This is a genomic window from Sphingomonas sp. CFBP 13733 (genome assembly GCF_014841795.1).
Lineage (GTDB): Bacteria > Pseudomonadota > Alphaproteobacteria > Sphingomonadales > Sphingomonadaceae > Sphingomonas > Sphingomonas aerolata.
Window position 1 is genome coordinate 624,513 of the sequence record NZ_JACYUP010000003.1, and the last position, 21,727, is coordinate 646,239.

Here is a 21,727-nt window from a genome sequence, read left to right on the forward strand (position 1 = left end):
CTATGACTTGGGGGTGATACGGGGATAGGCCTGGCGGAACGCCGCCTTTTTCTCGGCGAGCGCGGCGACGAGTGCGGGGTCGGGGGCGATGCGGTGCGACACGGGCGGTGCGACGCAGACGGTCGCGGGATCGCCGCCATCGACACCGAGCTGCGCGAGCCGTGCGGCACCAAGCGCGGGGCCGACCTCGCCGCCCTGGAGATAGACGAGTTCGACCTCCATCGCCGCGGCGAGCACCGCGCCCCAGTAGCGCGAGCGCGCGCCGCCGCCGATGACCGCGAGGCGTTCGACCGTCGTCCCCGCCGCACGCAGCACGTCGAGCCCGTCGGCGAGCGCGAAGGCGACGCCCTCGAGCACCGCCTGCGACAGACGGCCGGCATCGGTGTCGTTGTCGAGCCGGAGGAACGCGCCGCGAACCTCGGCATCATTGTGCGGCGTACGCTCGCCCGACAGATAGGGGAGGAAGATCTCGGGGCCGCTGGCGGGACCGGCGGCTTCGGCGCGTGCGAACAGGTCGGCCGGGCCGGTCGCGCCGGTGATCCTCGCGACCCAGTCGATGCACGACGCAGCCGACAGATGGACCGACATCTGGTGCCACATGCCCGGCAGCGCGTGGCAGAAGGCATGGACCGCGCTATCGGCGTTGGGACGGAAATCCTTCGTCGCGACGAAGATCACGCCCGAGGTGCCGAGCGAGAGCAGTGCATCGCCGTCTGCGACCACGCCGACCCCGACCGCACCCGCGGCATTGTCGCCGCCCCCCGCCGCGACGGGGACCGGCGGCATGCCCCAGAGTTCGGCGACCTCGGCGGTCAGCGTGCCGGTGATCTCGGAGCCTTCGTACAGCCGTGGCATCTGCGCCTGCGTCAGCCCGCACGCGGCCAGCAGCGCGTCGCTCCAGCTCCGCGCGGCGACGTCAAGCCACAGGGTCCCTGCGCTGTCCGACAGATCGGATGCCTTGTCGCCGGTCATCAGCAGGCGGACATAGTCCTTGGGCAGCAGCACGGTGGCGATCTTCGCGAAGATCTCGGGCTCATGCTCGCGCACCCAGAACAGCTTGGGCGCGGTGAAGCCCGGCATCGCGATGTTGCCCGCGATTGCGCGCAGATCGGGCACCGCACGCTCCATCGCTTCGCACTCGGCAAAGCTGCGGCCGTCGTTCCACAGGATCGCGGGGCGTAAAGGGCGGTCGTCGGCGTCGAGCAGGGTCGCGCCGTGCATCTGCCCGGCAAGCCCGATGCCGCGGACCGAGCGGCGGACGGCCGGGTCGATCGCCTGGACCGCCGCGGTGGTCGCGTGCCACCACGCATCGGGATCCTGTTCGGACCAGAGCGGATGCGGCCTCTGGACGCTCAGCGCGGCAACGCCCTGGCCGACCACGCTGCCGGCCTCGTCGAGCACCACGGCTTTCACGCCGGAAGTGCCGATGTCGATTCCCAGGAACATCAGTTGACGAACGGATCGATGGTGGGGATCGAGCCGTCGGCGGCGAACTTCAGCTCGGTCACCTTGACGTTGCGCAGGTGATTCTTGTTGCTCAGCTGCGTGTCCGCATAGAACAGCCACCATTTCTTGTTCCACTCGATGATCGAATGGTGGCTCGTCCAGCCCTGCACCGGCTTCAGGATATGCCCCTTGTAGGTGAACGGCCCGTACGGGTTGTCGCCGGTCGCATAGTTCAGGAAGTGCGTGTCGCCGGTCGAGTAGGTGTAGTAATATTTGCCGCCGCGCTTGAAGACCCAGGAGGCCTCGAAGAAGCGCCGCTCATGATCGCCGCCGAGCACGGGCTTGCCGGCCTCGTCGAGGATCTGGACGTCGCGCGGCGTCTCGGCAAAGCTCTTCATGTCGGGGTTCAACCGCGCGATCTTGCCCGACAGCGCGGGCTGGTCGTCCTGGCCGAGATCGGTGTCGGAGCCGTTGGGATCGAACTTGCCGTCCTTCCAGCGCTGCAGCTGGCCGCCCCAGATGCCGCCGAAATACATGTAGCTGGCGCCGTTCGCGTCGGTGAACACCGCGGGATCCATCGAGAAGCTGCCCGCGATCGGCCTGGGGTCCGCCTTGAACGGGCCGACCGGGCTCTTCGAGGTTGCGACGCCGATGCGGAAGGTGCCGAGCCCGTTCTTGTCGAGCTGTTTGTCGCGCACCGGGAAATACAGATAATAGGTGCCGTTCTTATAGGCCGCGTCGGGCGCCCACATCTGCTGCGACGCCCAGGGCACGTCCTTCACGTCGAGCGCGACGGGGTTCACCTTCACCGGCCCGCCGATCCGGTCCATCGACAGCACGCGGTAATCGCGCATCGCATATTGGTTGCCCAGATCGTCGTCGGCGGTCGTCACGTCGATGTCGTGGCTCGGATAGACGTAGATCTTGCCGTTGAATACATGCGCGGACGGGTCAGCGGTGTAGATGCTGGTGACCAGCGGCTGCGACAGATAGCGCTTGCCCTCGGGGCTGCGCGGTTCGCCCTGCGGCTTGGCGGCGGACTGTGCCGTCGCGGTCCCGCCCGTGAACAGCGCGGGTGCGAGACCCGCCAGCACGGGAATGACCAGAGCGGAGGCGGCCAGCAACGGGACCGCGCGCGCACGGCGGGCGGGCATGGGGAAACGGAGGCGCATGACCTTAATGATCCTTCCTAAGAGCTGGTCTTCTACGAGACCTGTCCTCCGCCGTGGCGGGAGATAGCGCTATCATATCCCTCCCGTGCGCCGGAGCAAGGGGGTTCCGCATCGTCGCGCACGAAAAATACCCCATGAAAAGAACGGCAGGCGTCTCGCAACGGGGCGAGTCGTCGATCGAGGCCCGACGACGACGCCCGACTCGGGATCGGATCGCGTGGGGCTTTGCCGCGTCAAGGGGGTGCGCTAACGGTTGGTACATGAACACTTCCTCGATCGGCCGCGTCAAGACGTCGCGGCGCACCGGCGGCGCGCCGACCATCAGCGACGTCGCGCGACTCGCCGGGGTCTCGCCGATGACCGTATCGCGCGTGATCAACGGCACGAGCAATGTGCGCGCCGCGACGCGCGACGCGGTGACTCACGCGATCGCGACACTGAACTATGCGCCCAACCCGGCCGCGCGCAGCCTGGCCGGGGCGGGGCAGGTCCGCATCGGCCTGCTCTACAGCAACCCGAGCGCGGGCTTTCTCAGCGAGTTCCTGCTCGGCAGCCTCGACCAGGCGGCGCGCAGCGACGTGCAGATCATCATCGAGAAATGCGACTTGGGCGAGCACGAGATCGCGGTGACGCGTCACCTGATCGAGGGCGGAATCGACGGCATCATCCTGCCGCCGCCGCTGTGCGAGGCGGATGCGGTGCTCGACCTGCTGGCGGCGGCACAGGTGCCGACCGTGTCGCTGGCGAGCGGGCTGCCCGTGCCCGACATGCTGGCGATCCGCATCGACGACCGCGAGGCGGCGCTGACGATGACGCGGCACATCATCGCGCTAGGCCATCGCCGGATCGGCTTCATCACCGGCAACCCCAATTTGTCGTCGAGCGCGCGTCGGCTCGAAGGCTATGCGGCGGCGCTGGACGAGGCCGGGATTGCGCGCGACGAGTCGCTGATCGCGCACGGGCTGTTCACCTACCGATCGGGGCTCGATGCGGCCGAGACGCTGCTGGGACTCGCCGAGCAGCCATCGGCGATCTTCTCGTCGAACGACGACATGGCGGCTGCCACGGTAGCGGTCGCGCATCGGCGCGGGCTCGACGTGCCGGGCGACCTGACGGTGTGTGGGTTCGACGACACGACGCTGTCGACCGCGATCTGGCCCGAATTGACGACGATCCATCAGCCGATCGCGGAAATGGCGCGATCGGCGGTCGAAATGCTCGCCTCGACCATCCGCCGGTCGCAGGCGATCGATCCGCAGGAGCGGCACAAGACGTTCGATTTCACGCTGATCCGGCGCCAGTCCGACTCGGCACCGCGGCGCAGGCCCAAGGTCTCCGTCGACTGATCCGTCACCCGCCACCCATCGATGATAGCGATATCATGGATGGGTGGCGGGGGCCGATCAGGCGCGGGTGCGCTGCTTCACCGCGTGGTCGGCGGCGCGCGCGGTCAGTGCCATGAAGGTGAGCGACGGATTGACGCAGGAGGCCGAAGCCATCTGCGCGCCATCGGTGACGTAGAGGTTGGTGGCCTCGTGCGCGCGGCTCCACGCGTCGAGCACCGAGGTGCGCGGATCGCGCCCCATCCGCGCGCCGCCCATCTCGTGGATCGCGTCACCGGGGACGTGCTCCTGTTCCGAACTCTTGACGTTGGTCAGCCCGGCACCGCGAAGCATCGCCTCGCCCTGCGCCCGCGCATCGGCCATCATCTTGAGTTCATTGTCGTGGAAGCGCACGTCGAACCGGAGCAGCGGCACCCCGAACCGGTCGACCTTCGACGCATGCAGCGACACATGATTGTCGGCATAGGGCAGGCATTCGCCGAACGCGCCCATGCTGAAGTGCCACGGCGCATAGTTGCGCATCCCGTGCTTCATCGAAGCGCCGAACCCGACGGGTGCCGCAGGCGTGCGATAGGCGCCGCCCTGATAGCCATAGCCGCGTTTGAAGCCGACGCCGTCGTCGCCGCCAATGTTGCGGAAGCGCGGGATATAGACGCCCCCCGGGCGGCGGCCATATTCGATGAACTCCTGCATCCCGCCGATCTCGCCGTCGACCCCGACGCGGAAGATATGGTCCATCACATAGCGGCCGAGCGTGCCGCTCGTGTCGAAATGGCTGCGATCGCTGCCCGCCGGACGCGAATTGAGCAGGATCTGCGTCGATGCCATCGCCGAGGCGCAGAGGAAGACGAGGTCGGCCTGGACCGACTGCGCCTGGCCGGTCTTGGTATCGATGTAGCGGACACCGGTCACGCGCTTGGCCTTGGGATCATAATCGAGGCTGGTGACGACCGCGTCCGACTGCAGCGTGAGCCGGCCGGTCGCGCGCGCCGCGGGCAGCGTCACCGCCTGGGTCGAGAAATAGGCGCCGAACGAGCAGCCATTGCTGCACTGGTTGCGGAACTGGCATTTGGTCCGGTTCTGCTCGGGCTTGTCCTCGGTCATGTTGGACAGGCGCGTGTTGATCAGCTTGCGACCGGGGAAGCGGCTTTCCAGATTCTGCTTCAGCCACTTTTCCGCGACGTTCATCGGGATGGGTGGCTGGAATTCGCTGTCCGGCAGATAGGGCAGATTCTCGCGCGAACCGGACACGCCGATATATTTCTCGACATAGCTGTACCAGGGCGCGACGTCGCCATAGCGGATCGGCCAGTCGCCATCGATTCCGTCGCGCTTGTTCGCCTCGAAATCCTCTTCGCTCCACCGGAAGCACCAGCGCCCCCAGATCAGCGACTTGCCGCCGACCGCCGCGGGCCGGATCCAGTAGAATTTGCTGCCCTCGTCATAGGCATAAGGGTTCAGCCGGTCGTCATTGTAGAAGGCGCGGTTGCTGGGTGCGACATAGCCGTGCTTGGCGATGAAATAATCGCTTTTGACGAGCGCCGGGGGCATGATGTTGCGCGCGGGCACCTCGTAGGCGGGCTTGCCGTCATAGGCATAGCCTTCGCCGTGCTCGACCATCACGCCGCGGTCGAGCATCAGGACGCGCAGGCCCTTTTCGGTGAGTTCCTTCGCAGCGAACCCGCCGCTCACGCCCGATCCTATGACGATCGCGTCGAACCTGTTGGTTGCGGCCATGGTCTTGGTCTCCTGTCTCGATCAGAAGCGCAGTGCGCGCAGCGTCCGGAAGCTGGTGGTGATGTCGGGCAGATAGGGCGCAGGCGCCTGGTCGTTCTCGACGTAGAAATGCTGCACGCCGGCGCCCGACTTGCGCTTGAAGAGCGCGGCAAAGTCGAGCGTGCCCTGGCCGACCGCGGTCATGCTGCGATCGGGCCGCATGTCCTTGACGTGATAGGCGTAGAGGCGGGTGGACAGCCGGTCGATCAGCGCCGCGGGATCCTCGCCCGCATGCGCCGCCCAATAGATATCGAGCTCGAGCTTGACGAGCGCGGGATCGGTTTCCTTGAGCAGCCGGTCGTACAGGCTGACCCCGCCCGGCCGGACCGTGAATTCGAAATCATGGTTGTGATAGGCAAAGCCGAACCCCGCCGACTTCAGCTGTGTCGCGAAGCGGTTGAAATTGGGCAGCGCGGCGTTCCAGCCCTGTTCGTTGCGATGCTCGTCGGTCATGTACGGCAGCACGACGGTCTTCGCGCCGAGCGTCCTTGCCATCGCCACCGACGGTTCGAACCGCTGAAGCAGCGCGTCATAGCCGATATGCACCGAGGGTGCGGTCAGGCCGAGCCGGTCCATGGTCTTGCGCAGCAGCGCGTGATCCATCGTCTCGTACCCGCCACCGCCGAATTCGACCTCGCGGTAGCCGATCCGCGCGACCGCCTCGAGCGTGGCGACCGGGTCCTTCGCGAACAGTTCGCGCACGGTATAGAGCTGCAGGCCGATCGCCTTGAGCTGTGCGGCGGACGCGGGCGAGATCGAGCGATCGGCCAGCGCGAGCGCCGCCACCGCACCGGTGCCCGTAAGCAGGGTTCTACGGCTGAGGATCATGAGGAATACACCTTGTTGACCTGGGAATAGGGGAAGGCACCGTTATATTCGCCGGGGACCGGCAGATATTCGCGTTCCTGCGTGATGCCGATTTCGGACGTGTAGTAACCGGTGATGACGAGCTGCCGGAATGCGGTGAAGAACGCGCCGCCCGACGGCAGGCCGTCGTTCATCGCCAGAGTGAGCAGCGCGTCGTGCTGTGCCGGGGTCGCCCGGGCGCCGGCGACCTTGTAATCCTGCAGACAGCGCGCCTCGATCGCGTCGAGCCCGGCGATGATCGGCACGCGGTCCTCGGGCCGGGCCCAGTCGGCCAGCAGTTTTTCGATGAAGGCAGGGACGTCCGCCGCGATCGCGCCGGGGGTATCGGTGGTCGGCAGGACCCGCTCGCTGAGCGCGGTCATCAGTGCACGTTGGGCAGGCGTGAAGACCGGCGCGCTCGGTGGCCCTTCGCTGATCGGCGGGATAGCGCCCGCCGGCTGCTGCGCGAGCCCGGCCGCGCGCGCGATCGGGGCATAGAGCGCTGCGCCGAACATGCCGGCGACACCGGCCAGCGCGGTTCTGCGATCGATCATTTACCGTCCTTTCCAAGATCCTGCGCGATTGCCGCATCGGTCAGCGGGCGAATCCAGATGTTGCGGAACGCCACGGGGGAATCATGGTCCTGCAGCTGGATCGGTGCCGCATCGGGATGCGCGGTATAGCGTGCGACATGGCGCCAGTTGGTCGTGCCGAGCATCGCCTGATGATTCTGGACGAGCACGCCGTTGAGCAAAGCGGTCACGTAAGCCGGCCGAACCAGACTGCCGTCGGCGGCAAAGCGCGGCCGCTCGAACACGATGTCGTAGGTCTGCCATTCGCCCGGTTTGCGCGCCGGGTTCACCAGCGGCGGCTTCCAGCCATAGACCCCGCCGACCGTGCCATCGGCATAGGTCGGGTTCCGATAGCCGTCGAGGATCTGCAGCTCGTAGCGCTGCATGAACCAGATGCCGCTGTTGCCGCGATCCTGCGAACTCTTGGTCGGCGGATTGGGCGAGCGGAATTCGAGATGCATCTGCACGTCGCCGAAGCTCTGTTTCGAGACGAGATTGTTCTCGCCGCCGCTTTTTGCGCGCGACGGGATTATCAGCGCACCGTTCTCGATCGGCCAGGCGATGCGATCGGGCTTCCACGCATCGAGCGAACGGCCGTCGAACAGCACGATCGCGTCGGCGGGCGGACCGCCGGGGGCGGCGGCCGGCGCGACGGCGACGGGCGCAGGGCGGTCGGCGTCGTGGACACGCCATTGGCCGCCGGGCAGCATCGGCGTGTCCTTGAAGCCCGGCTTGTCCTGCGCGGCAACGGACCCCGTTGTCGTCAGCGCCATCGCCGCGACGACCCCCGCCATCACATAGTCCCTCATGCTCTTCCCCCTCATGCCGCGTCGATCGCGCGATAGGCGGCGATCAGGCGATCCTCGCCCGCGCGTCCCGCCACCGAATTGCCGTGTTCCATGCCGATCACCCCCGCATAGCGCCGGCCGCGCAGCCAGCGGACGATCGCGGCATAGTTGATCTCGCCCGTCATCGGCTCGTTGCGGCCCGGATTATCGCCGAACTGAAGATAGCCGATCTCGCTCCAGCAGGTGTCCAGCGTGGGGATCAGATTCCCCGACTGGATCTGCTCATGGTAGAGGTCGGCGAGGATCTTGACCGCAGGGCTGTTCGCGCCGCGGGCGACCGCATAGCCCTGCGCGATCGTCTGCATATAGACGCCGGGATGGTTGGTGCGCGTGTTGAGCGGCTCCATCACCATCGCGATGCCGTGCGGTGCGACGATATCGCCGGCGCGTCGCATGACGTCGATCACGCGGGCCGTCTGAATCTCGACGGGCAGTTTCGGGTCCATGAAGCCGGTGACGACCGTCATCCGGGTCGCGTTCAGCCGCTTGGCGACCGCGATCGACGCGCGGATATCGGCAAGGAACCCTTCGCGATCGGCGTCGTCATTGGCGCCCAGCAGGGGGCGCGACTTCGCCCATTTGGGCATGCTCGCGACGAAGACGCCCATCGTCATGCCGCGCTGCGACAATGCCCTGGCCATCCGCTCCTGGTCGGCGAGGGGGCGGGCCGCGGCCTCATTGTCTTCCCAGGCGGTGAAGCCCTGGTCGGCGGCGAAGGCGATCTGCTCGATCAGTCCGCCGCGGCTCGCAAAGCTGCCCTCATGCGGCGCATAGCCGAGCGAGAAGCGGGCGGCGGTCGTGCCGCGGCGCTGCGCGGCGATACCCGCGGGGAGCAGCGACGCCGCGGCGCCGGCCGCGATCAGCGTGCGGCGGGAGAGCGTCATCGCCGGATCCGTCTCATTTCGCGCCCGCCGCCTTCAGATAGGCGATGATCGCGGCGCGTTTCGCGGGATCAGGGGTCGCGATCGGCATGCGCGATCCGGGGACCTTCTTCGACGGGGCCGCGAGATATTCACTCAGCGTCGCGTCGTCCCAGCGCAGCTTCGATGCCTTCAGCGCAGGCGAATAATTGAACCCCGGCGACGCGGCGGCGGCACGGCCGACTACGCCGTGAAGATTGGGGCCGATACCGTTGCGGCCACCCTTGTCGACCGTATGGCAGGCCCGGCAGGCGGCAAAGGCCGGGGGCGCCGCGGCAGGTGTCGTCTGGGCGCTGGTCGGCGCGCAGACGGCGATGAGGGCCGCCGCGCCGATGCCGGCTGCGCCAAGCCCGATGAAGAATTTCATTCCGTCTCTCCAGGATAGAGCGGCGACCATTTGCGGTCCGATGCCGCGTTGGCGATCACCGCCTCGATAAACCGCATCGTGCGAAGCCCGTCGACGATACCGGGGAACCAGCGTCCGCCCTCGCCGCGGACGGTTGCCGCAAAGGCGCGGTACAGATTGGCGAACGCCTCGATATAGCCTTCGGGATGGCCCGACGGGGTCCGCGTCAGCGCGGCGACGCCGGGCTGCAACGCGGGGCCGCCGGTGCGGACGATCTCGGCGGGGCGGTCGAGCCAGCGCATGACGAGCGTGTTCGGCTCCATTTGCGCCCATTCGAGCCCGCCTCGCTCGCCATAGACTCGCAGCGTGAGCGCATTTTCCTCGCCGGCGGCGACCTGACTCGCCTTCAGCATGCCGCGCGCGCCGCCCTCGAACCGCAGCATCGCGCTGACATCGTCGTCGAGCCGGCGGCCTGGCACGTGCGTCGTCAGATCCGCCGAGACCGCCTCGACCCGCAGCGCGCAGACATGTTCGGCGAGGTGGAAGGCATGCGTGCCAATATCGCCGAGACAGCCGCCCAGCCCGGCACGGGCCGGGTCGGTCCGCCATTCGGCCTGGCGGTTGCCGTCACCATCGATCGGCAGGCTGAGCCAGCCCTGCAGATATTCGACCTGGACGAGGCGGATGGCGCCAAGATCGCCGCGTGCGACGCGGGCGCGCGCCTCCTCGATCATCGGATAGCCGCTATAGGTGAAGGCGAGCGCGAAATGCCGGCCGCTGGTCTTGGCGGCGGCGGCGATCGCCTCCGATTCGGCGACGCTCATCGCCATCGGCTTTTCGCACAGCACGTCGAAGCTCGCGTCGAGCGCGGCAATCGCCATCGGCGCGTGGAGATGGTTGGGCGTGACGACCGCGATCGCCTGCGCGCGGATGTCCGCGGGCAGCGCGCGTTCGCCGGCGATCATCGCCTCGAACGACGCGTAGACGCGTGCCGGGGCGAGCCCGAGCTGTGTGCCGGTACGCGTGTTGCGGCCGGCATCGGTGCTGAACGCGCCTGCGACGAGGTCCCAGTCGCCGTCGAGCGCGGCGGCCATCCGGTGGACCGCGCCGATGAACGCGCCCTCGCCGCCGCCGACCATCGCGAGCCGCAGCCGGGTCATGCTTGGTCCTCGGCCAGCCCCAGAATCGCGCGGATCGATGCGCGATCGATTCCGCTGGCGGCGAAATCGTCGAACGAACGCTCGGTCAGGCGGATGATGTGATCACGGATGAACGGTGCGCCCTCGCGCGCGCCGTCCTCGGCCCGCTTGAGCGCGCACTCCCATTCGAGCACCGCCCAGCCGGCAAAGCCATATTGCGCCATCTTGCTGAAGATCGCGGAGAAATCGACCTGTCCGTCGCCGAGCGAACGGAACCGCCCGGCGCGGTCGACCCAGCTTTCATACCCGCCATAGACGCCCGATCGGCCGGTCGGGTTGAACTCGGCATCCTTGACGTGAAAGCAGGATATCCGGTCGTGATAACGGTCGATGAAGTCGAGATAGTCGAGCTGTTGCAGCACGAAATGCGACGGGTCGAACAGGAGGCGCGCGCGCGGATGGTTGTCGACCGCGGCAAGGAAGCGTTCCCAGGACGCGCCGTCATGGACGTCCTCGCCCGGATGCACCTCGAACGCGCAGTCGACGCCGGCATCCGCAAACACGTCGAGGATCGGGGTCCAGCGCCGCGCGAGCTCGGCGAACGCCTCCTCGATCAGCCCCGCCGGGCGTTGCGGCCAGGGATAGACATAGGGCCAGGCGAGCGCGCCCGAGAAGGTCGCATGCGCGGACAGGCCGAGATTGGCGCTCGCACGCGCGGCCAACTTGACCTGTTCGACCGCCCATTGCTGGCGTTCGGCGGGCTTGCCGTGCAGCTCGGGCGGGGCGAACCCGTCGAACAGCGCGTCATAGGCGGGGTGAACCGCGACGAGCTGGCCTTGGAGATGCGTCGACAGCTCGGTGATCGCGATGCCGTGCGCGGCGAGCCGGCCGCTAAGATCGTCGCAATAGGTCTTGCTCTCGGCAGCCAGCGACAGGTCGATCAACTGCGACGTGCAGGGGATCTGCACCCCGACATAGCCAAGGCCCGCAGCCCATTGCGCGAGTCCGTCGAGCGTGTCGAACGGCGGCTCGGTGCCGAGAAACTGGGCGAGAAAGATGGCTGGTCCGCGCAGTCCGGTCATGCTGCAATCTCCCGTCGGGTATCGTCGCGAAACAGGATCTGGAACAGCAGCGCGATCACGGCGGCGGCAATCGCGGGATACCACCACATATGCTGCCAGTCGGCGATGGTCGGCGCGGCGGGCAGCTGGGCATAGAGCATCGCGCCGATCTGCGACCCGAGCAGCATGCCGACGCCATAGGTGAACAGCGTCAGCATCCCCTGCGCCTGTGCGTTCACCCCCTTGGGCGTCGCGATCGTGCCGGTGTAGATCGCGCCCGCGACGAAGAAGAAGTCGTAACAGACGCCGTGCAGCGCGACGCCGAGATAGACCGCCCAGAGGCTCGACCCGCCGTCGCCGATCGCGAACAGCGCATAGCGCGCCGCCCAGGCGATCATCCCGACCAGCAGCAGCGGCTTCACGCCGAACCGGCGATACAGCCACGGCATCGAGAACATGAAGACCAGTTCGGACATCTGCCCGATCGCGAGCGTGCCGCCGACATTGGTGATGCCGGTCGCGCCGACATAGGGGGAGGCATAGGCATAATACATGGCGAGCGGGATCGAGATCAGCGTCGCGCAGGTCATGAAGATCAGGAACGACCGCTGGCGGAGCAGACCGAAGGCCTCGACGCACAGGACCTGGCGCAGCACGCTTTCGTCGCGCGGCGCGTCGGAGGCGACATTGGGCAGCGTGAAACTGTAGAGCCCGAGCGCGATCGAGACGATCGCCGCGACGCGGAAGATCTGCGGGCTGGCGGACAGCCCCGCCCAGCCGATGATCAGCCCCGCGGTGATCCATCCGAGCGTCCCGAACGCGCGCACGAACGGGAAGTTGTCGGTCCGATCACCAAAGCTCTTGAGTGCGATCGTGTTCGCGAGTCCCACGGTCGGCATGTAGAGGATCATGTAGCCGAGCAGCAGCCAGACGAAACTGGCGCCGCGTTCGGGCGTCACGAACGACGGCAGCACGAACAGGATTGCGCCGCCGACGAGATGGAGGATGACCATCAGCATCTTCGGGCTGACATAGCGCGCCGCCGCCATGCCGAGCAGGAACGAGCCGATGATCGAGGCGATCGGACCGACCGAAAAGGCATTGCCGATCAGGTTGCCGATCCCGACGGTCTGCATCGCCAGCCCGAGCGTGACGTTCCACGCGCCCCAGACGAAAAACTGCATGAACATCAGCGCACTGAGGCGCGCGGTGAGCAAGCCGCCCGTCGCGGTGTCGACACCGCGCAAGGGGGCCGTTCCCAGATCGTCCGCTACCGCCATTCGCCACCTCTCAACCGCAGTTTTGCTGCTTGTCTGACATAAGGCTAGGTCGGCGAAGCATCGATGTAAAGGATTACATCGGTTATCGGTCGACAGCGGCAGCGCCCGGATCCATGACCCGGCGATGCCGACGATCATCGAAGTGGCCGCGATGGCTGGCGTCTCTACCGCAACGGTGTCGCGCGTGCTCAGCCGACCGGACCAAGTGTCCGAAAAGACCCGGCTGCGCGTGCTCGCGATCGTCCGGTCGTCGGGCTACGCGCCCAATGTCGCTGCGCGCAGCCTGCGCACGCTGCGCGCCGCCAAGATCCTGCTGACGGTCCCCGACATCTCGAACCCGTTCTTCGCCAGCGTCATCCGCGGCGCGGAGGAGGCCGCGCGCGACGCGGGCTATTCGGTCGTTGTCGGCGACACGCGGCATGATTCCGCGGTCGAGGATCAATATGCCGACATGCTGTCGCGTCGCGAGGTCGACGGGCTGATCTTCCTCGGCCACCGCCTGCCCGACAGCCTGGCGTCGCTGCTCGCGCGGGAGGGGGGCGCCGCACCGATCGTCAATGGCTGTGAATATAGTGCAGATCTCGGCGTCCCCAGCGTCCATATCGACAATGCGGCGGCGAGCGCGGAGGCGATCGCGCATCTCGCCGATCTCGGCCACCGGGCGATCGGCGTCGTCACCGGCCCCGAGATCAGTCCGATCAGCCGCGACCGTCTGAGGGGTGCGCTGCGTGCGGCCGAACGGCACGGCCTGCGCGACGCGCTGCACGTCGAGATCGGCGATTATTCCGCGGGTTCGGGCTTCGTGGCGACGCGCGCGCTGCTCGCCGCCGGGGTGACGGCGATCTTCTGCTTCAGCGACGAGATGGCGCTGGGGGCGCTGAGCGCGATCGGCGAGGCCGGATTGTCCTGTCCGGGCGACGTGTCGGTCATGGGGTTCGACGATCTTCCGCTCGCACGCTATTTCCAGCCCGCGCTGACCACCATCGCGCAACCCAAGGGGATGATCGGCCGGCGCACCGTCGAACTGCTCGTCGACATACTGCGCGGCGTCGAATGCCCGACACGCCACATGACGCTGGCGCACGCGCTCGTGGTGCGTGGCAGCACAGCCGGGCCGCGCACCGACCGCTAAGGCGGACACGCGGCACCGTCCGACGGGCCGCCCGCATCGTCCCGGGCGCCGCGGTTCGACGCGCGCGAGCCTGATATCGTCGACCGGGCCGCGGCGCGGGCGGACCGTTGCGCCCGCCCGCGCCTCCGTTCAACCTCTACCGGATCGGTGCCGATCGCTGGGTCGTATGGGGTCTGCGCGGCACGATCAGCTTCATCGGCGGCACCGTTCGCGACATGTACGGGGTGGCATTGCCCGCCGGCCCGGTCAAGATCGGGTCCGAGCCGCTGATCGTCAGCGGCGCCACCGGCTATACGATCACCGCGTCGCAGCTCGTCGCCGACACGATGCTGCAATATGGCAGCGGATCCTGGAGCTACTGGCGTCGCGACAAGGCGAATGTCGATACCCGGCTCGGCGTGTTTGACACCGATTTCGCGAGCCATTTCGGCGATCGCTGGTCCAAGCCGCTCCGCATCAATAATACCACCGCCGCACCTGCAGGCGATGGCGCGAACCCGATCCGCGCGGTGATCCGCTATACCGCGCCGCGCGCGATGCTGGTCGAACTGTCCGCCTGTTTCAGCAAGGCGAATACGGGCGACGGCGTCGATTACCGGATCACCCGCAATGGCGTCACGGTCGCCTCGGGGATCGTCGTCGACACCGCCACGGTCAACGGGGTCAAGTTCGGCCTCGAAATCGGCGACAAGGTCGATCTCGTATTCGGCCCCAACCAAACCTATGGCAGCGACTCGTTCTTCTACCGCGCCACGCTGAGCAACCGTGGCCAGGGCACGACGGTGGTCTGCCCCACGGCGTAAGCCGAACCGGCCCCGGCGCTGCGCCCGAGCCGCGCGCGCTCAGGCGTTGGCGGCGCGGGTGAGGCTGAGGAACACGTCCTCGAGATCGGGTTCCTTGGTCGAGACGTCGACAATGCCGAAGCCGCCCGACTGGACCGCGGCGAGGACTTCGCCGGCGTTCACGCGGTCCTTGGCATAGGTGATTTCGAGCGTGCGCGTGCCCTTGAGCGCGATCTTCTGGAAGCAGGCGTTCGCCGGGACCATGCCGACATCGCGGTCGACGGTGACGGCGACGATCTTTTCCTGCGCCTTGCCGACGAGTTCGCGGGTCGGTTCGTTGGCGATCAGGCGGCCGTTGTTGATGATCGCGATCCGGTCGCAGAGCTCTTCGGCTTCCTCGAGATAATGCGTCGTCAGGATCACCGTGACGCCGGCGGCATTGAGGCTGCGGACATAGGTCCAGAGCTGCTGGCGCAGTTCGATGTCGACGCCCGCGGTCGGCTCGTCGAGGACGAGGACGGGGGGCGAATGGACCATCGCCTTGGCCACCATCAGACGCCGCTTCATGCCGCCCGACAGCGTGCGGGCATAGGCATGCGCCTTGTCCTCCAGATGCACCGCGCGGAGCAGCTCCATCGTCCGGCGCTTCGCCTTGGGCACGCCGTACAGCCCGGCCTGGATCTCGAGCGTCTCGAACGGCGAGAAGAACGGGTCGAACAGGATCTCCTGGTTGACGATCCCGATCGACGCCTTGGCGTTGCGCGGGTGGCCGTCAATGTCGAAGCCCCAGATCGCGGCGCTGCCATCGGTCTTGTTGACGAGCCCCGCCAGGATATTGATCAGCGTCGACTTGCCCGCGCCATTGGGGCCGAGCAGCCCGAAGATCTGGCCGCGCGGGACATCGAACGTCACCCCGTCGAGCGCGCGCTTGGGTGCCGCCATGCCCACGGGGGCGTAGGTCTTGCAGAGATTGGTGATGGCGATCGCGGCTTCGGTCATGGCTGCGGCATAGCGGGACGGGAAGGGCGGGTCATCCCCTCGGGGGTCGCAAAGAAGATTTGTTCGCGCGGAGGCGCGGAGATGTCGTATCCAGCCTGTCGGTCGGGAGACCCACTCCCTGTTCCGCCATTCCTGATGTGAAGGTCGCTTCGCGACAAGCGCAACACCTCCGCGCCTCCGCGCCTCCGCGTGAACAAATCCTTCCTTCCTATCACCACCGAAGAACCAATTGCCCGCCCGGCCCGCGCTTGCTATCGCGCCCGCATGCATCCGCCGCTCGAAACCACCCGCGTCACCCACGCCCGCGTCGCCTGCGACGGCGCCACCGACATTCCCGGCGGTGCAGCGCTCGGCCATCCGCGCGTGTGGCTGCAGATCGACGAGACCGGCTATGTCGATTGCGGCTATTGCGATCGGCGCTTTATCCTGGTCGGCGGGGCCGCCGATGGCGCGGACCAGTCGACATTGCGTGACCATGGGGATGGCGCAGGGCGCTAAGCCGCTTATATCTATCGGATGACGATAGCTGCAGACCCCCGCTCGTTCCTCTACCGCGACACGCTCGACCCCGAGCAGGCGCAGGCGCTGACCGCCAAGGCGCTCGCCAAGGCCGATGACGGCGAACTCTATCTCCAGTACCGCAAGGCGGAGGCGTTCGGCTTCGACGACGGCCGGCTCAAGACCGCCTCCTATGACACCAGCTCGGGCTTCGGCCTGCGCGCGGTGTCGGGCGAGATGACCGCGTTCGCGCATTCGAACGAGATGACCCCCGCCGCGATCCGCCGCGCCGCCGAAACGATGGCGCTGATCGAGCCGAGCGTCGCCGCCAAGGCCGGCCCCCCCCAGGGCACCAACCGCCACCGCTACACCGCCGCCGACCCGCTCGACCTCGTGCCGTTCGCGGACAAGGTGAACCTGTGCCAGACGATCGACGCCGCCGCGCGAGCACGCGATCCGCGCGTGGCTCAGGTGTCGGTCAGCCTGTCGGGGACATGGTCGGTCGTCGAGATCGTCCGCGCTGATGGCTTCATCGCGACCGACGTGCGGCCGCTGGTGCGGCTGAACGTGTCGATCGTCGCCGAGCAGAATGGTCGTCGCGAAACGGGCAGCTACGGTATCGGCGGCCGTTATCTCTATACCGACCTCTTCCAGCCCGAGACGTACAACCGCGCGATCGACGAGGCGCTTTCGCAGGCGCTGGTCAATCTCGAGTCGATCGCGGCGCCCGCCGGCGAGATGACCGTGCTGCTCGGCAATGGCTGGCCCGGCATCCTGCTGCACGAAGCGATCGGCCACGGGCTCGAGGGCGATTTCAACCGCAAGGGCACGTCGGCCTTTTCGGGGCGGATTGGCGAGCGCGTCGCGGCCGAGGGCGTGACTGTGGTCGACGACGGATCGCTCCAGGATCGCCGCGGCTCGCTGACGATCGACGACGAGGGCACGCCGACGCGCGAAACCGTGCTGATCGAGGACGGGATCCTCAAGGGCTATATGCAGGACCGGCTCAACGCACGGCTGATGGGCGTCGAGGCGACCGGCAATGGCCGCCGCGAAAGCTATGCGCACGCGCCGATGCCGCGGATGACCAACACCTTCATGAAGGCGGGCAACGACGATCCCGCCGAGCTGCTGAGCCGCGTCAAGAAGGGCATTTTCGCCAAGGCGTTCGGCGGCGGGCAGGTCGACATCGTGTCGGGCAAGTTCGTGTTCAGCTGCACCGAGGCGTATCTGGTCGAGGACGGCAAGCTGGGCGCGCCGATCAAGGGCGCGACGCTGATCGGCGACGGCCCCAGCTCGCTGACCAAGGTGCGCGGGATCGGCAACGACTTCGCGCTCGACGAGGGCATCGGCATGTGCGGCAAGGGCGGGCAGTCGGTGCCGGCGGGTGTCGGCCAGCCGACGCTGCTGGTTGACGGGCTGACGGTCGGCGGCACGGCGGCCCAGTAACGGGCGCCGCCGTTCAGCGGCGTCCTAGTCCTCGATCCCGAAGTTCAAACCGCGCGAGACATTGGGGTCGACGACCGCGACCAGGAAATAGGCGCCGAACTGCTTCACGCGCTGCAGCCAGCCGGTCTTTGTTTTGTACAGCGCTGGCGTGATCTCGGTCGAAGCGGCGATTTCGGCGTCGACATAGCGGCGGACATGCGCGGCGAAACCGGGATCCTCGATCCGGATCATCAGCTCCATGTTGATGAACAAGCTGCGCATGTCGAAATTGGCGGAGCCGATATGGACTGCGTCGTCGATGACATACAGTTTGGTGTGCAGCTTGGTCGGCTGATATTCGAAGACGTGCACGCCCTTGCGCAACAGTCCGGCATAGGTGAACCGCGCGGCGGCGATCGTCGCGTTGTTGTCCGATTTCGCGGCGGTGACGATGCGTACGCGGTCGGTGCGACGGCCCGCACGATCCAGCCTCCGCAACATCGTCGGGCTCGGCGTGAAATAGCCGGCGATGATGTCGATCCGTGTCGCCCTGCGCATGTCGTCGCGGACCGCCCGCGCCCAGGGTGACAGCCGCCGCGTCGGTCCGCCGATCAGCCAGCGTGTCGGCCCCTGCGTCTCGCTATAGCGGCGCAGCGCGTGGTTCAGTTTGCGCAGCTTGCCCCTGGGCTGGTGGATCCAGCTGCTCAACGCATCGAAATAGCCCGTCAGCCGCCCCGCGGCCGGGCCTTCGATCAGCAGGCCGAGATCGCGCCAGGCATTGTCGGCAATTGTGCCGAAATAGTCATCCTCGACGTTGAAGCCGCCGACGATGATCCGCGCGTCGTCCTGTTCGCCGTCCGCCAGCGCAAGCTTCTGGTGATTGCGCAGCAGATATCGCCGGCCGAATCGCGCGGAGAACCGGCACACCGCGATTCCCGCGGCTTCGAGCGGGTCGAAGAAATCGGCGCTCGCCGCATCGTCGCTGCCAAAGCCGTCGACGATCAGCGCGACCGTCACGCCGCGTTTCGCCGCCGCGATCATCGCCGCGTTCACGCGCTGGCCGGCATCGTCGTCGGCATAGATATAATAGAGGATCCGGAGCGACTGCCGCGCGCCGTCGATCAGCCCGATCAGTGCCGTCAGGCGTTCGGGTCCCGCCTCGAGCAGGGTCAGCTGGTTGCCATCGACGGTGAAGACCGACTCCGCCGCCTGCGGGGTCGTGATGCGATCGAGCTCGGGGGCGGGCATGGTCATGGCCCGGGGTAGTGGACATAGCATCGGGCCGATGCAACCTTGCGGCGGGGCGACACGGGGCAGCGTCGGACACCCAACCGGCAAAATCTTGACTTTGTGGCGCGGTGTGGGTAGGCGCCTGTGTTCTCCCTATCGGTGTTTGTTGCGAAGGAAGCGTCATGGCGCGCGTTACCGTCGAAGATTGTGTCGACAAGATCCCCAACCGGTTCGACCTGGTGCTGTTCGCAGCGCAGCGTGCGCGGCAGATCTCGGGCGGCGCCGAACTGACGCTCGACCGCGATCGCGACAAGAACCCGGTGGTCGCGCTGCGCGAGATCGCCGACGAGAACGTCAAGCCGGCGCATCTCAAGGAATCGGTCATCCAGGGCCTGCAGAAGGTCCGCGTCGACGATGACGACGAGGTCGATGCCGTCGGCAGCCTCGCGGCATCGGCCGAGGCGCTGCGGCTCACCGCCGCCGCCCCGCCGCGCAACCAGAATCTGGGTGCCGATTACGAGGGTTGATCGCACGGACGTGGTGCGGCGCGAGCCGGGCCGTGTTGTGATCCGACCCTGATCGGTTTCCGGCTAACGATGCTACGGCATCGCTTTGCTGGTGTGATTGAAAGGCTCGTGGACCTGAAGGTCCGCGGGCCTTTTCTCTGCGGGTGTCGTTGGGGGTGAGGCGGGGGGGGTAACGGGGGCGGTTCGCATTCGCCGTCCCGGTGGCCACCGGTCGCAACCCTCATACCGGTCGCCACCCCGACACCGGTCGCCACCCCGACACCGGTCGCCATCCCACACCGTGCGTCACCCCCACACCGTTCAACACCCGCACACCGTTCGCCACCCCCCTACCGTTCGCCCTGAGCGTAGTCGAAGGGCATGGGACTCAAGGTGCTTCGACTACGGTCAGCACGAACGGGGGGAGGGAGGCGGCGGGCTACCGGGCTTAGTCTGAAGGGTTCAACGCAAGCGCGCGTCCGGCCATGCCGCGGCCATCATGCCTAAAACCACCCCTCCGTTGCAAAGCCGCGTCGTCAGCCGTCGAGGGGCGTCAGCGGCGGTATCAATCGGTGGATCAGCGCTCCCGATCGACCGATCGCCCCTTGAACCCCTGCGCCACCACGAACCACTCGACCGAGCCCTTGCGGCTCGCCGGCGGCTTGGCATGCTTTACGCTGGTGAAGTTGCGCTTCATCTCGGCGACCAGCGCGGAATCAGCGCCGCCCGCGAACACCTTCGAGACGAAAGTCCCGCCCTTCTCCAACACGTCACAGGCGAAATCGAGTGCCGCCTCGACCAGCGCCATCGTCCTGAGCGCATCGGTCTGTGGATGGCCGACGGTGTTCGCTGCCATGTCCGACAGCACCAGGTCGGGCGCGCCGCCGAGCGCGTCGATCAGCATGGCGGGCGCCGCGTCGTCCATGAAATCCATCTGGAAGATCGTCACGCCGTCGATCGGATCGACCGGCAACAGGTCGATCCCGACCACCGCCGCCTTGGGCAGGCGCCGCTTGATCACCTGTGCCCAGCCACCCGGCGCGATGCCGAGGTCGATGACGCGCTTCGACCCCTTGATGACCTCGAACCGTTCGTCGAGCTCGGTCAGCTTGTACGCCGCGCGGCTGCGATAGCCCTCCGCCTTGGCGCGCTTGACGTACGGGTCATTCAGCTGGCGCTCGAGCCAGCGCGTCGACTGCGCGGTCCGCTTGCGCGCGGTGAGGACGCGGGTATGCCCGCCCGAGCCGCCGCGGCTCATGGCCTGGGGCTCCCCATCAGGCGGCGCAATATGCCCTCGCGAATGCCGCGGTCGGCGATGCCGAGCCGTTCGGCGGGCCAGATGTCCATGATCGTCTCCAATATCGCGCAGCCCGCGACCACCAGGTCGGCGCGCTCGTTTCCGATGCAGGCGAGCTTCGCCCGCTCCTCGATCGCCATGTGCGACAGGTCCGCGCTGATCCGCCGCATCGCGCTGGCGGGCACGATCAGCCCGTCGACTTCCGACCGGTCGTAATGGCTGAGCCCCAGATGTACGCTGCCGAGCGTCGTCACGGTGCCGCTGGTGCCGAGCAGCCGGGGCCGCTCGACATTGACCGGCAGCCGCGCGGCGAACGGGGCGATGCTGTCCGCGACGACCTGGCGCATTCGTGCATAGGCCGCGCGTCGGCCCGCCTCGCCCTTGCCGCCGCCCGCATGTTCGGTCAGCGACACGACACCCCAGGGCGCGGAATGCCAGTCGAGCACGGTCGGGATCGGCGTCGACGTATCGACCAGCACGAGTTCGGTCGAACCGCCGCCGATGTCGAAGATCAGCGCGGGGTCGTTGCCGGGTTCGATCAGCGCATGGCAGCCGAGCACTGCCAGCCGCGCCTCTTCCTCCGCGGTGATGATGTCGAGATGGATGCCCGTCTCGGCAAGCGCGCGGGCGATGAAGGCGGGGCCGTTGCGCGCCTGGCGGCAGGCTTCGGTCGCGACCGACCGCGCGAGCGTGACGTTGCGGCGTTTCAGCTTGTCCGAACACACGCGCAGCGCGGCGATCGTGCGTTCGATCGCGGCGTCGCTCAGCTGCCCGGTGGACGCGAGCCCCTCGCCGAGCCGGACGATTCGCGAGAACGCGTCGATCACCGCGAACCCGCCTGCCTGTGGTCGCGCGATCAGCAATCTGCAATTGTTGGTGCCGAGATCCAGCGCGGCAAACGCCTGCGCATCGGCCCACCGCCCTCGACCGGGCCGGGTCGCCGCCGGACGGGCAGGACCAGCCTGCCGGGACGGCATTCGGGCGGAAACATCCCCCATCGCCGTAAAACTCACTATCTATATCTGCCGCCGCAGGAAAATACCCGCCCGGTGCTTGCCAACGAATGTAGCGCTGCGCGGCGATTACGCAAGCGACGTGGCGGATCC

General features: G+C 67.3%; 21 protein-coding genes. 6 read left to right on the forward strand and 15 right to left on the reverse strand.

The genetic code is table 11. The annotated features are described in order from the left end of the window. Window positions 1-1,446 carry a xylulokinase gene (gene xylB, locus IFT71_RS11545; RefSeq protein WP_192140905.1) on the reverse strand — a complete coding sequence of 482 codons (1,446 nt, stop codon included), beginning with the start codon at window positions 1,444-1,446 and terminating at the stop codon, window positions 1-3. Then, window positions 1,446-2,600, reverse strand: a complete 1,155-nt coding sequence (locus IFT71_RS11550; protein WP_192141270.1) for a glycoside hydrolase family 43 protein — start codon at window positions 2,598-2,600, stop codon at window positions 1,446-1,448. The genes xylB and IFT71_RS11550 overlap by 1 nt, the downstream gene beginning before the upstream one ends. 278 nt (window positions 2,601-2,878) lie before the next feature. Here IFT71_RS11550 and IFT71_RS11555 point away from each other — a divergent pair, with 278 nt between their 5' ends. Beyond that, window positions 2,879-3,964 (forward strand): LacI family DNA-binding transcriptional regulator, encoded by a 1,086-nt coding sequence (locus IFT71_RS11555; protein WP_192140907.1) that lies wholly within the window; start codon window positions 2,879-2,881, stop codon window positions 3,962-3,964. 57 nt (window positions 3,965-4,021) lie between these two features. On the opposite strand, the gene IFT71_RS11560 is transcribed toward IFT71_RS11555, so the two are convergent. Genes IFT71_RS11560 through IFT71_RS11600 form a run of 9 tightly spaced genes read right to left on the reverse strand, consistent with a single transcriptional unit; the run spans window position 4,022 to window position 12,749 of the window. Then, complete coding sequence (locus IFT71_RS11560) at window positions 4,022-5,698, reverse strand: GMC family oxidoreductase (RefSeq protein ID WP_031440861.1); 1,677 nt, start codon at window positions 5,696-5,698, stop codon at window positions 4,022-4,024. Window positions 5,699-5,719: 21 nt separating this feature from the next. Continuing rightward, window positions 5,720-6,565, reverse strand: a complete 846-nt coding sequence (locus IFT71_RS11565; RefSeq protein ID WP_166746603.1) for a sugar phosphate isomerase/epimerase family protein — start codon at window positions 6,563-6,565, stop codon at window positions 5,720-5,722. Then, window positions 6,562-7,137: a gluconate 2-dehydrogenase subunit 3 family protein gene (locus IFT71_RS11570; RefSeq protein ID WP_192140908.1), complete on the reverse strand. Its 576-nt coding sequence runs from the start codon at window positions 7,135-7,137 to the stop codon at window positions 6,562-6,564. The genes IFT71_RS11565 and IFT71_RS11570 overlap by 4 nt, the downstream gene beginning before the upstream one ends. Next, complete coding sequence (locus IFT71_RS11575) at window positions 7,134-7,964, reverse strand: 3-keto-disaccharide hydrolase (RefSeq protein WP_192140909.1); 831 nt, start codon at window positions 7,962-7,964, stop codon at window positions 7,134-7,136. The genes IFT71_RS11570 and IFT71_RS11575 overlap by 4 nt, the downstream gene beginning before the upstream one ends. Before the next feature lie 11 nt (window positions 7,965-7,975). Beyond that, window positions 7,976-8,887: a hydroxypyruvate isomerase family protein gene (locus tag IFT71_RS11580; RefSeq protein WP_192140910.1), complete on the reverse strand. Its 912-nt coding sequence runs from the start codon at window positions 8,885-8,887 to the stop codon at window positions 7,976-7,978. A gap of 13 nt (window positions 8,888-8,900) precedes the next feature. Next, complete coding sequence (locus tag IFT71_RS11585) at window positions 8,901-9,290, reverse strand: c-type cytochrome (protein ID WP_082451163.1); 390 nt, start codon at window positions 9,288-9,290, stop codon at window positions 8,901-8,903. Then, window positions 9,287-10,429, reverse strand: a complete 1,143-nt coding sequence (locus IFT71_RS11590; protein WP_192140911.1) for a Gfo/Idh/MocA family protein — start codon at window positions 10,427-10,429, stop codon at window positions 9,287-9,289. Before IFT71_RS11590 ends, IFT71_RS11585 begins: the two co-directional genes overlap by 4 nt. After that, window positions 10,426-11,490, reverse strand: a complete 1,065-nt coding sequence (locus IFT71_RS11595; RefSeq protein WP_192140913.1) for a sugar phosphate isomerase/epimerase family protein — start codon at window positions 11,488-11,490, stop codon at window positions 10,426-10,428. Before IFT71_RS11595 ends, IFT71_RS11590 begins: the two co-directional genes overlap by 4 nt. Next, complete coding sequence (locus tag IFT71_RS11600; RefSeq protein ID WP_192140915.1) at window positions 11,487-12,749, reverse strand: MFS transporter; 1,263 nt, start codon at window positions 12,747-12,749, stop codon at window positions 11,487-11,489. The genes IFT71_RS11595 and IFT71_RS11600 overlap by 4 nt, the downstream gene beginning before the upstream one ends. Window positions 12,750-12,873: 124 nt before the next feature. On the opposite strand from IFT71_RS11600, the gene IFT71_RS11605 reads away from it, so the two are divergent. Then, window positions 12,874-13,881 (forward strand): LacI family DNA-binding transcriptional regulator, encoded by a 1,008-nt coding sequence (locus tag IFT71_RS11605; RefSeq protein WP_107931157.1) that lies wholly within the window; start codon window positions 12,874-12,876, stop codon window positions 13,879-13,881. Window positions 13,882-13,988: 107 nt separating this feature from the next. Beyond that, window positions 13,989-14,684, forward strand: coding sequence for a hypothetical protein (locus IFT71_RS11610; RefSeq protein WP_107931159.1), 696 nt, complete (start codon window positions 13,989-13,991; stop codon window positions 14,682-14,684). Window positions 14,685-14,723: 39 nt separating this feature from the next. Here IFT71_RS11610 and IFT71_RS11615 read toward each other — a convergent pair whose 3' ends face one another. Then, the gene (locus IFT71_RS11615) at window positions 14,724-15,662 is read right to left on the reverse strand and encodes an ABC transporter ATP-binding protein (RefSeq protein ID WP_107931161.1); all 939 of its coding nucleotides are present in this window, start codon (window positions 15,660-15,662) and stop codon (window positions 14,724-14,726) included. Between the two features lie 264 nt (window positions 15,663-15,926). On the opposite strand from IFT71_RS11615, the gene IFT71_RS11620 reads away from it, so the two are divergent. Both IFT71_RS11620 and tldD read left to right on the forward strand, forming a co-directional pair. Next, a complete protein-coding gene (locus IFT71_RS11620) occupies window positions 15,927-16,160 on the forward strand; it encodes a zinc-finger domain-containing protein (RefSeq protein WP_031393477.1) in 234 nt (77 codons plus the stop codon). Between the two features lie 18 nt (window positions 16,161-16,178). Then, window positions 16,179-17,609 carry a metalloprotease TldD gene (gene tldD / locus IFT71_RS11625; protein ID WP_192140917.1) on the forward strand — a complete coding sequence of 477 codons (1,431 nt, stop codon included), beginning with the start codon at window positions 16,179-16,181 and terminating at the stop codon, window positions 17,607-17,609. Window positions 17,610-17,633: 24 nt separating this feature from the next. On the opposite strand, the gene IFT71_RS11630 is transcribed toward tldD, so the two are convergent. Further along, window positions 17,634-18,836 (reverse strand): phospholipase D-like domain-containing protein, encoded by a 1,203-nt coding sequence (locus IFT71_RS11630; protein WP_107931481.1) that lies wholly within the window; start codon window positions 18,834-18,836, stop codon window positions 17,634-17,636. A gap of 164 nt (window positions 18,837-19,000) precedes the next feature. Here IFT71_RS11630 and rpoZ point away from each other — a divergent pair, with 164 nt between their 5' ends. After that, entirely contained in the window at window positions 19,001-19,345 is a 345-nt protein-coding gene (rpoZ, locus tag IFT71_RS11635) for a DNA-directed RNA polymerase subunit omega (protein WP_031439727.1), read from the forward strand. A 556-nt stretch (window positions 19,346-19,901) separates the two neighbouring features. On the opposite strand, the gene IFT71_RS11640 is transcribed toward rpoZ, so the two are convergent. Continuing rightward, window positions 19,902-20,582 (reverse strand): RlmE family RNA methyltransferase, encoded by a 681-nt coding sequence (locus IFT71_RS11640; protein WP_031393473.1) that lies wholly within the window; start codon window positions 20,580-20,582, stop codon window positions 19,902-19,904. After that, complete coding sequence (locus IFT71_RS11645) at window positions 20,579-21,598, reverse strand: Ppx/GppA phosphatase family protein (RefSeq protein ID WP_056673048.1); 1,020 nt, start codon at window positions 21,596-21,598, stop codon at window positions 20,579-20,581. Before IFT71_RS11645 ends, IFT71_RS11640 begins: the two co-directional genes overlap by 4 nt. Between the last annotated feature and the right edge of the window lie 129 nt (window positions 21,599-21,727).

Coding starts and splice junctions, on each gene's coding strand:
- xylB (WP_192140905.1), bottom strand. CDS start 1,446: ATGTTCCTGGGAATCGACATCGGCACTTCCGGCGTGAAAGCCGTGGTG.
- IFT71_RS11550 (WP_192141270.1), bottom strand. CDS start 2,600: ATGCCCGCCCGCCGTGCGCGCGCGGTCCCGTTGCTGGCCGCCTCCGCT.
- IFT71_RS11555 (WP_192140907.1), top strand. CDS start 2,879: ATGAACACTTCCTCGATCGGCCGCGTCAAGACGTCGCGGCGCACCGGC.
- IFT71_RS11560 (WP_031440861.1), bottom strand. CDS start 5,698: ATGGCCGCAACCAACAGGTTCGACGCGATCGTCATAGGATCGGGCGTG.
- IFT71_RS11565 (WP_166746603.1), bottom strand. CDS start 6,565: ATGATCCTCAGCCGTAGAACCCTGCTTACGGGCACCGGTGCGGTGGCG.
- IFT71_RS11570 (WP_192140908.1), bottom strand. CDS start 7,137: ATGATCGATCGCAGAACCGCGCTGGCCGGTGTCGCCGGCATGTTCGGC.
- IFT71_RS11575 (WP_192140909.1), bottom strand. CDS start 7,964: ATGAGGGACTATGTGATGGCGGGGGTCGTCGCGGCGATGGCGCTGACG.
- IFT71_RS11580 (WP_192140910.1), bottom strand. CDS start 8,887: ATGACGCTCTCCCGCCGCACGCTGATCGCGGCCGGCGCCGCGGCGTCG.
- IFT71_RS11585 (WP_082451163.1), bottom strand. CDS start 9,290: ATGAAATTCTTCATCGGGCTTGGCGCAGCCGGCATCGGCGCGGCGGCC.
- IFT71_RS11590 (WP_192140911.1), bottom strand. CDS start 10,429: ATGACCCGGCTGCGGCTCGCGATGGTCGGCGGCGGCGAGGGCGCGTTC.
- IFT71_RS11595 (WP_192140913.1), bottom strand. CDS start 11,490: ATGACCGGACTGCGCGGACCAGCCATCTTTCTCGCCCAGTTTCTCGGC.
- IFT71_RS11600 (WP_192140915.1), bottom strand. CDS start 12,749: ATGGCGGTAGCGGACGATCTGGGAACGGCCCCCTTGCGCGGTGTCGAC.
- IFT71_RS11605 (WP_107931157.1), top strand. CDS start 12,874: ATGCCGACGATCATCGAAGTGGCCGCGATGGCTGGCGTCTCTACCGCA.
- IFT71_RS11615 (WP_107931161.1), bottom strand. CDS start 15,662: ATGACCGAAGCCGCGATCGCCATCACCAATCTCTGCAAGACCTACGCC.
- IFT71_RS11620 (WP_031393477.1), top strand. CDS start 15,927: ATGCATCCGCCGCTCGAAACCACCCGCGTCACCCACGCCCGCGTCGCC.
- tldD (WP_192140917.1), top strand. CDS start 16,179: ATGACGATAGCTGCAGACCCCCGCTCGTTCCTCTACCGCGACACGCTC.
- IFT71_RS11630 (WP_107931481.1), bottom strand. CDS start 18,836: ATGCCCGCCCCCGAGCTCGATCGCATCACGACCCCGCAGGCGGCGGAG.
- rpoZ (WP_031439727.1), top strand. CDS start 19,001: ATGGCGCGCGTTACCGTCGAAGATTGTGTCGACAAGATCCCCAACCGG.
- IFT71_RS11640 (WP_031393473.1), bottom strand. CDS start 20,582: ATGAGCCGCGGCGGCTCGGGCGGGCATACCCGCGTCCTCACCGCGCGC.
- IFT71_RS11645 (WP_056673048.1), bottom strand. CDS start 21,598: ATGCCGTCCCGGCAGGCTGGTCCTGCCCGTCCGGCGGCGACCCGGCCC.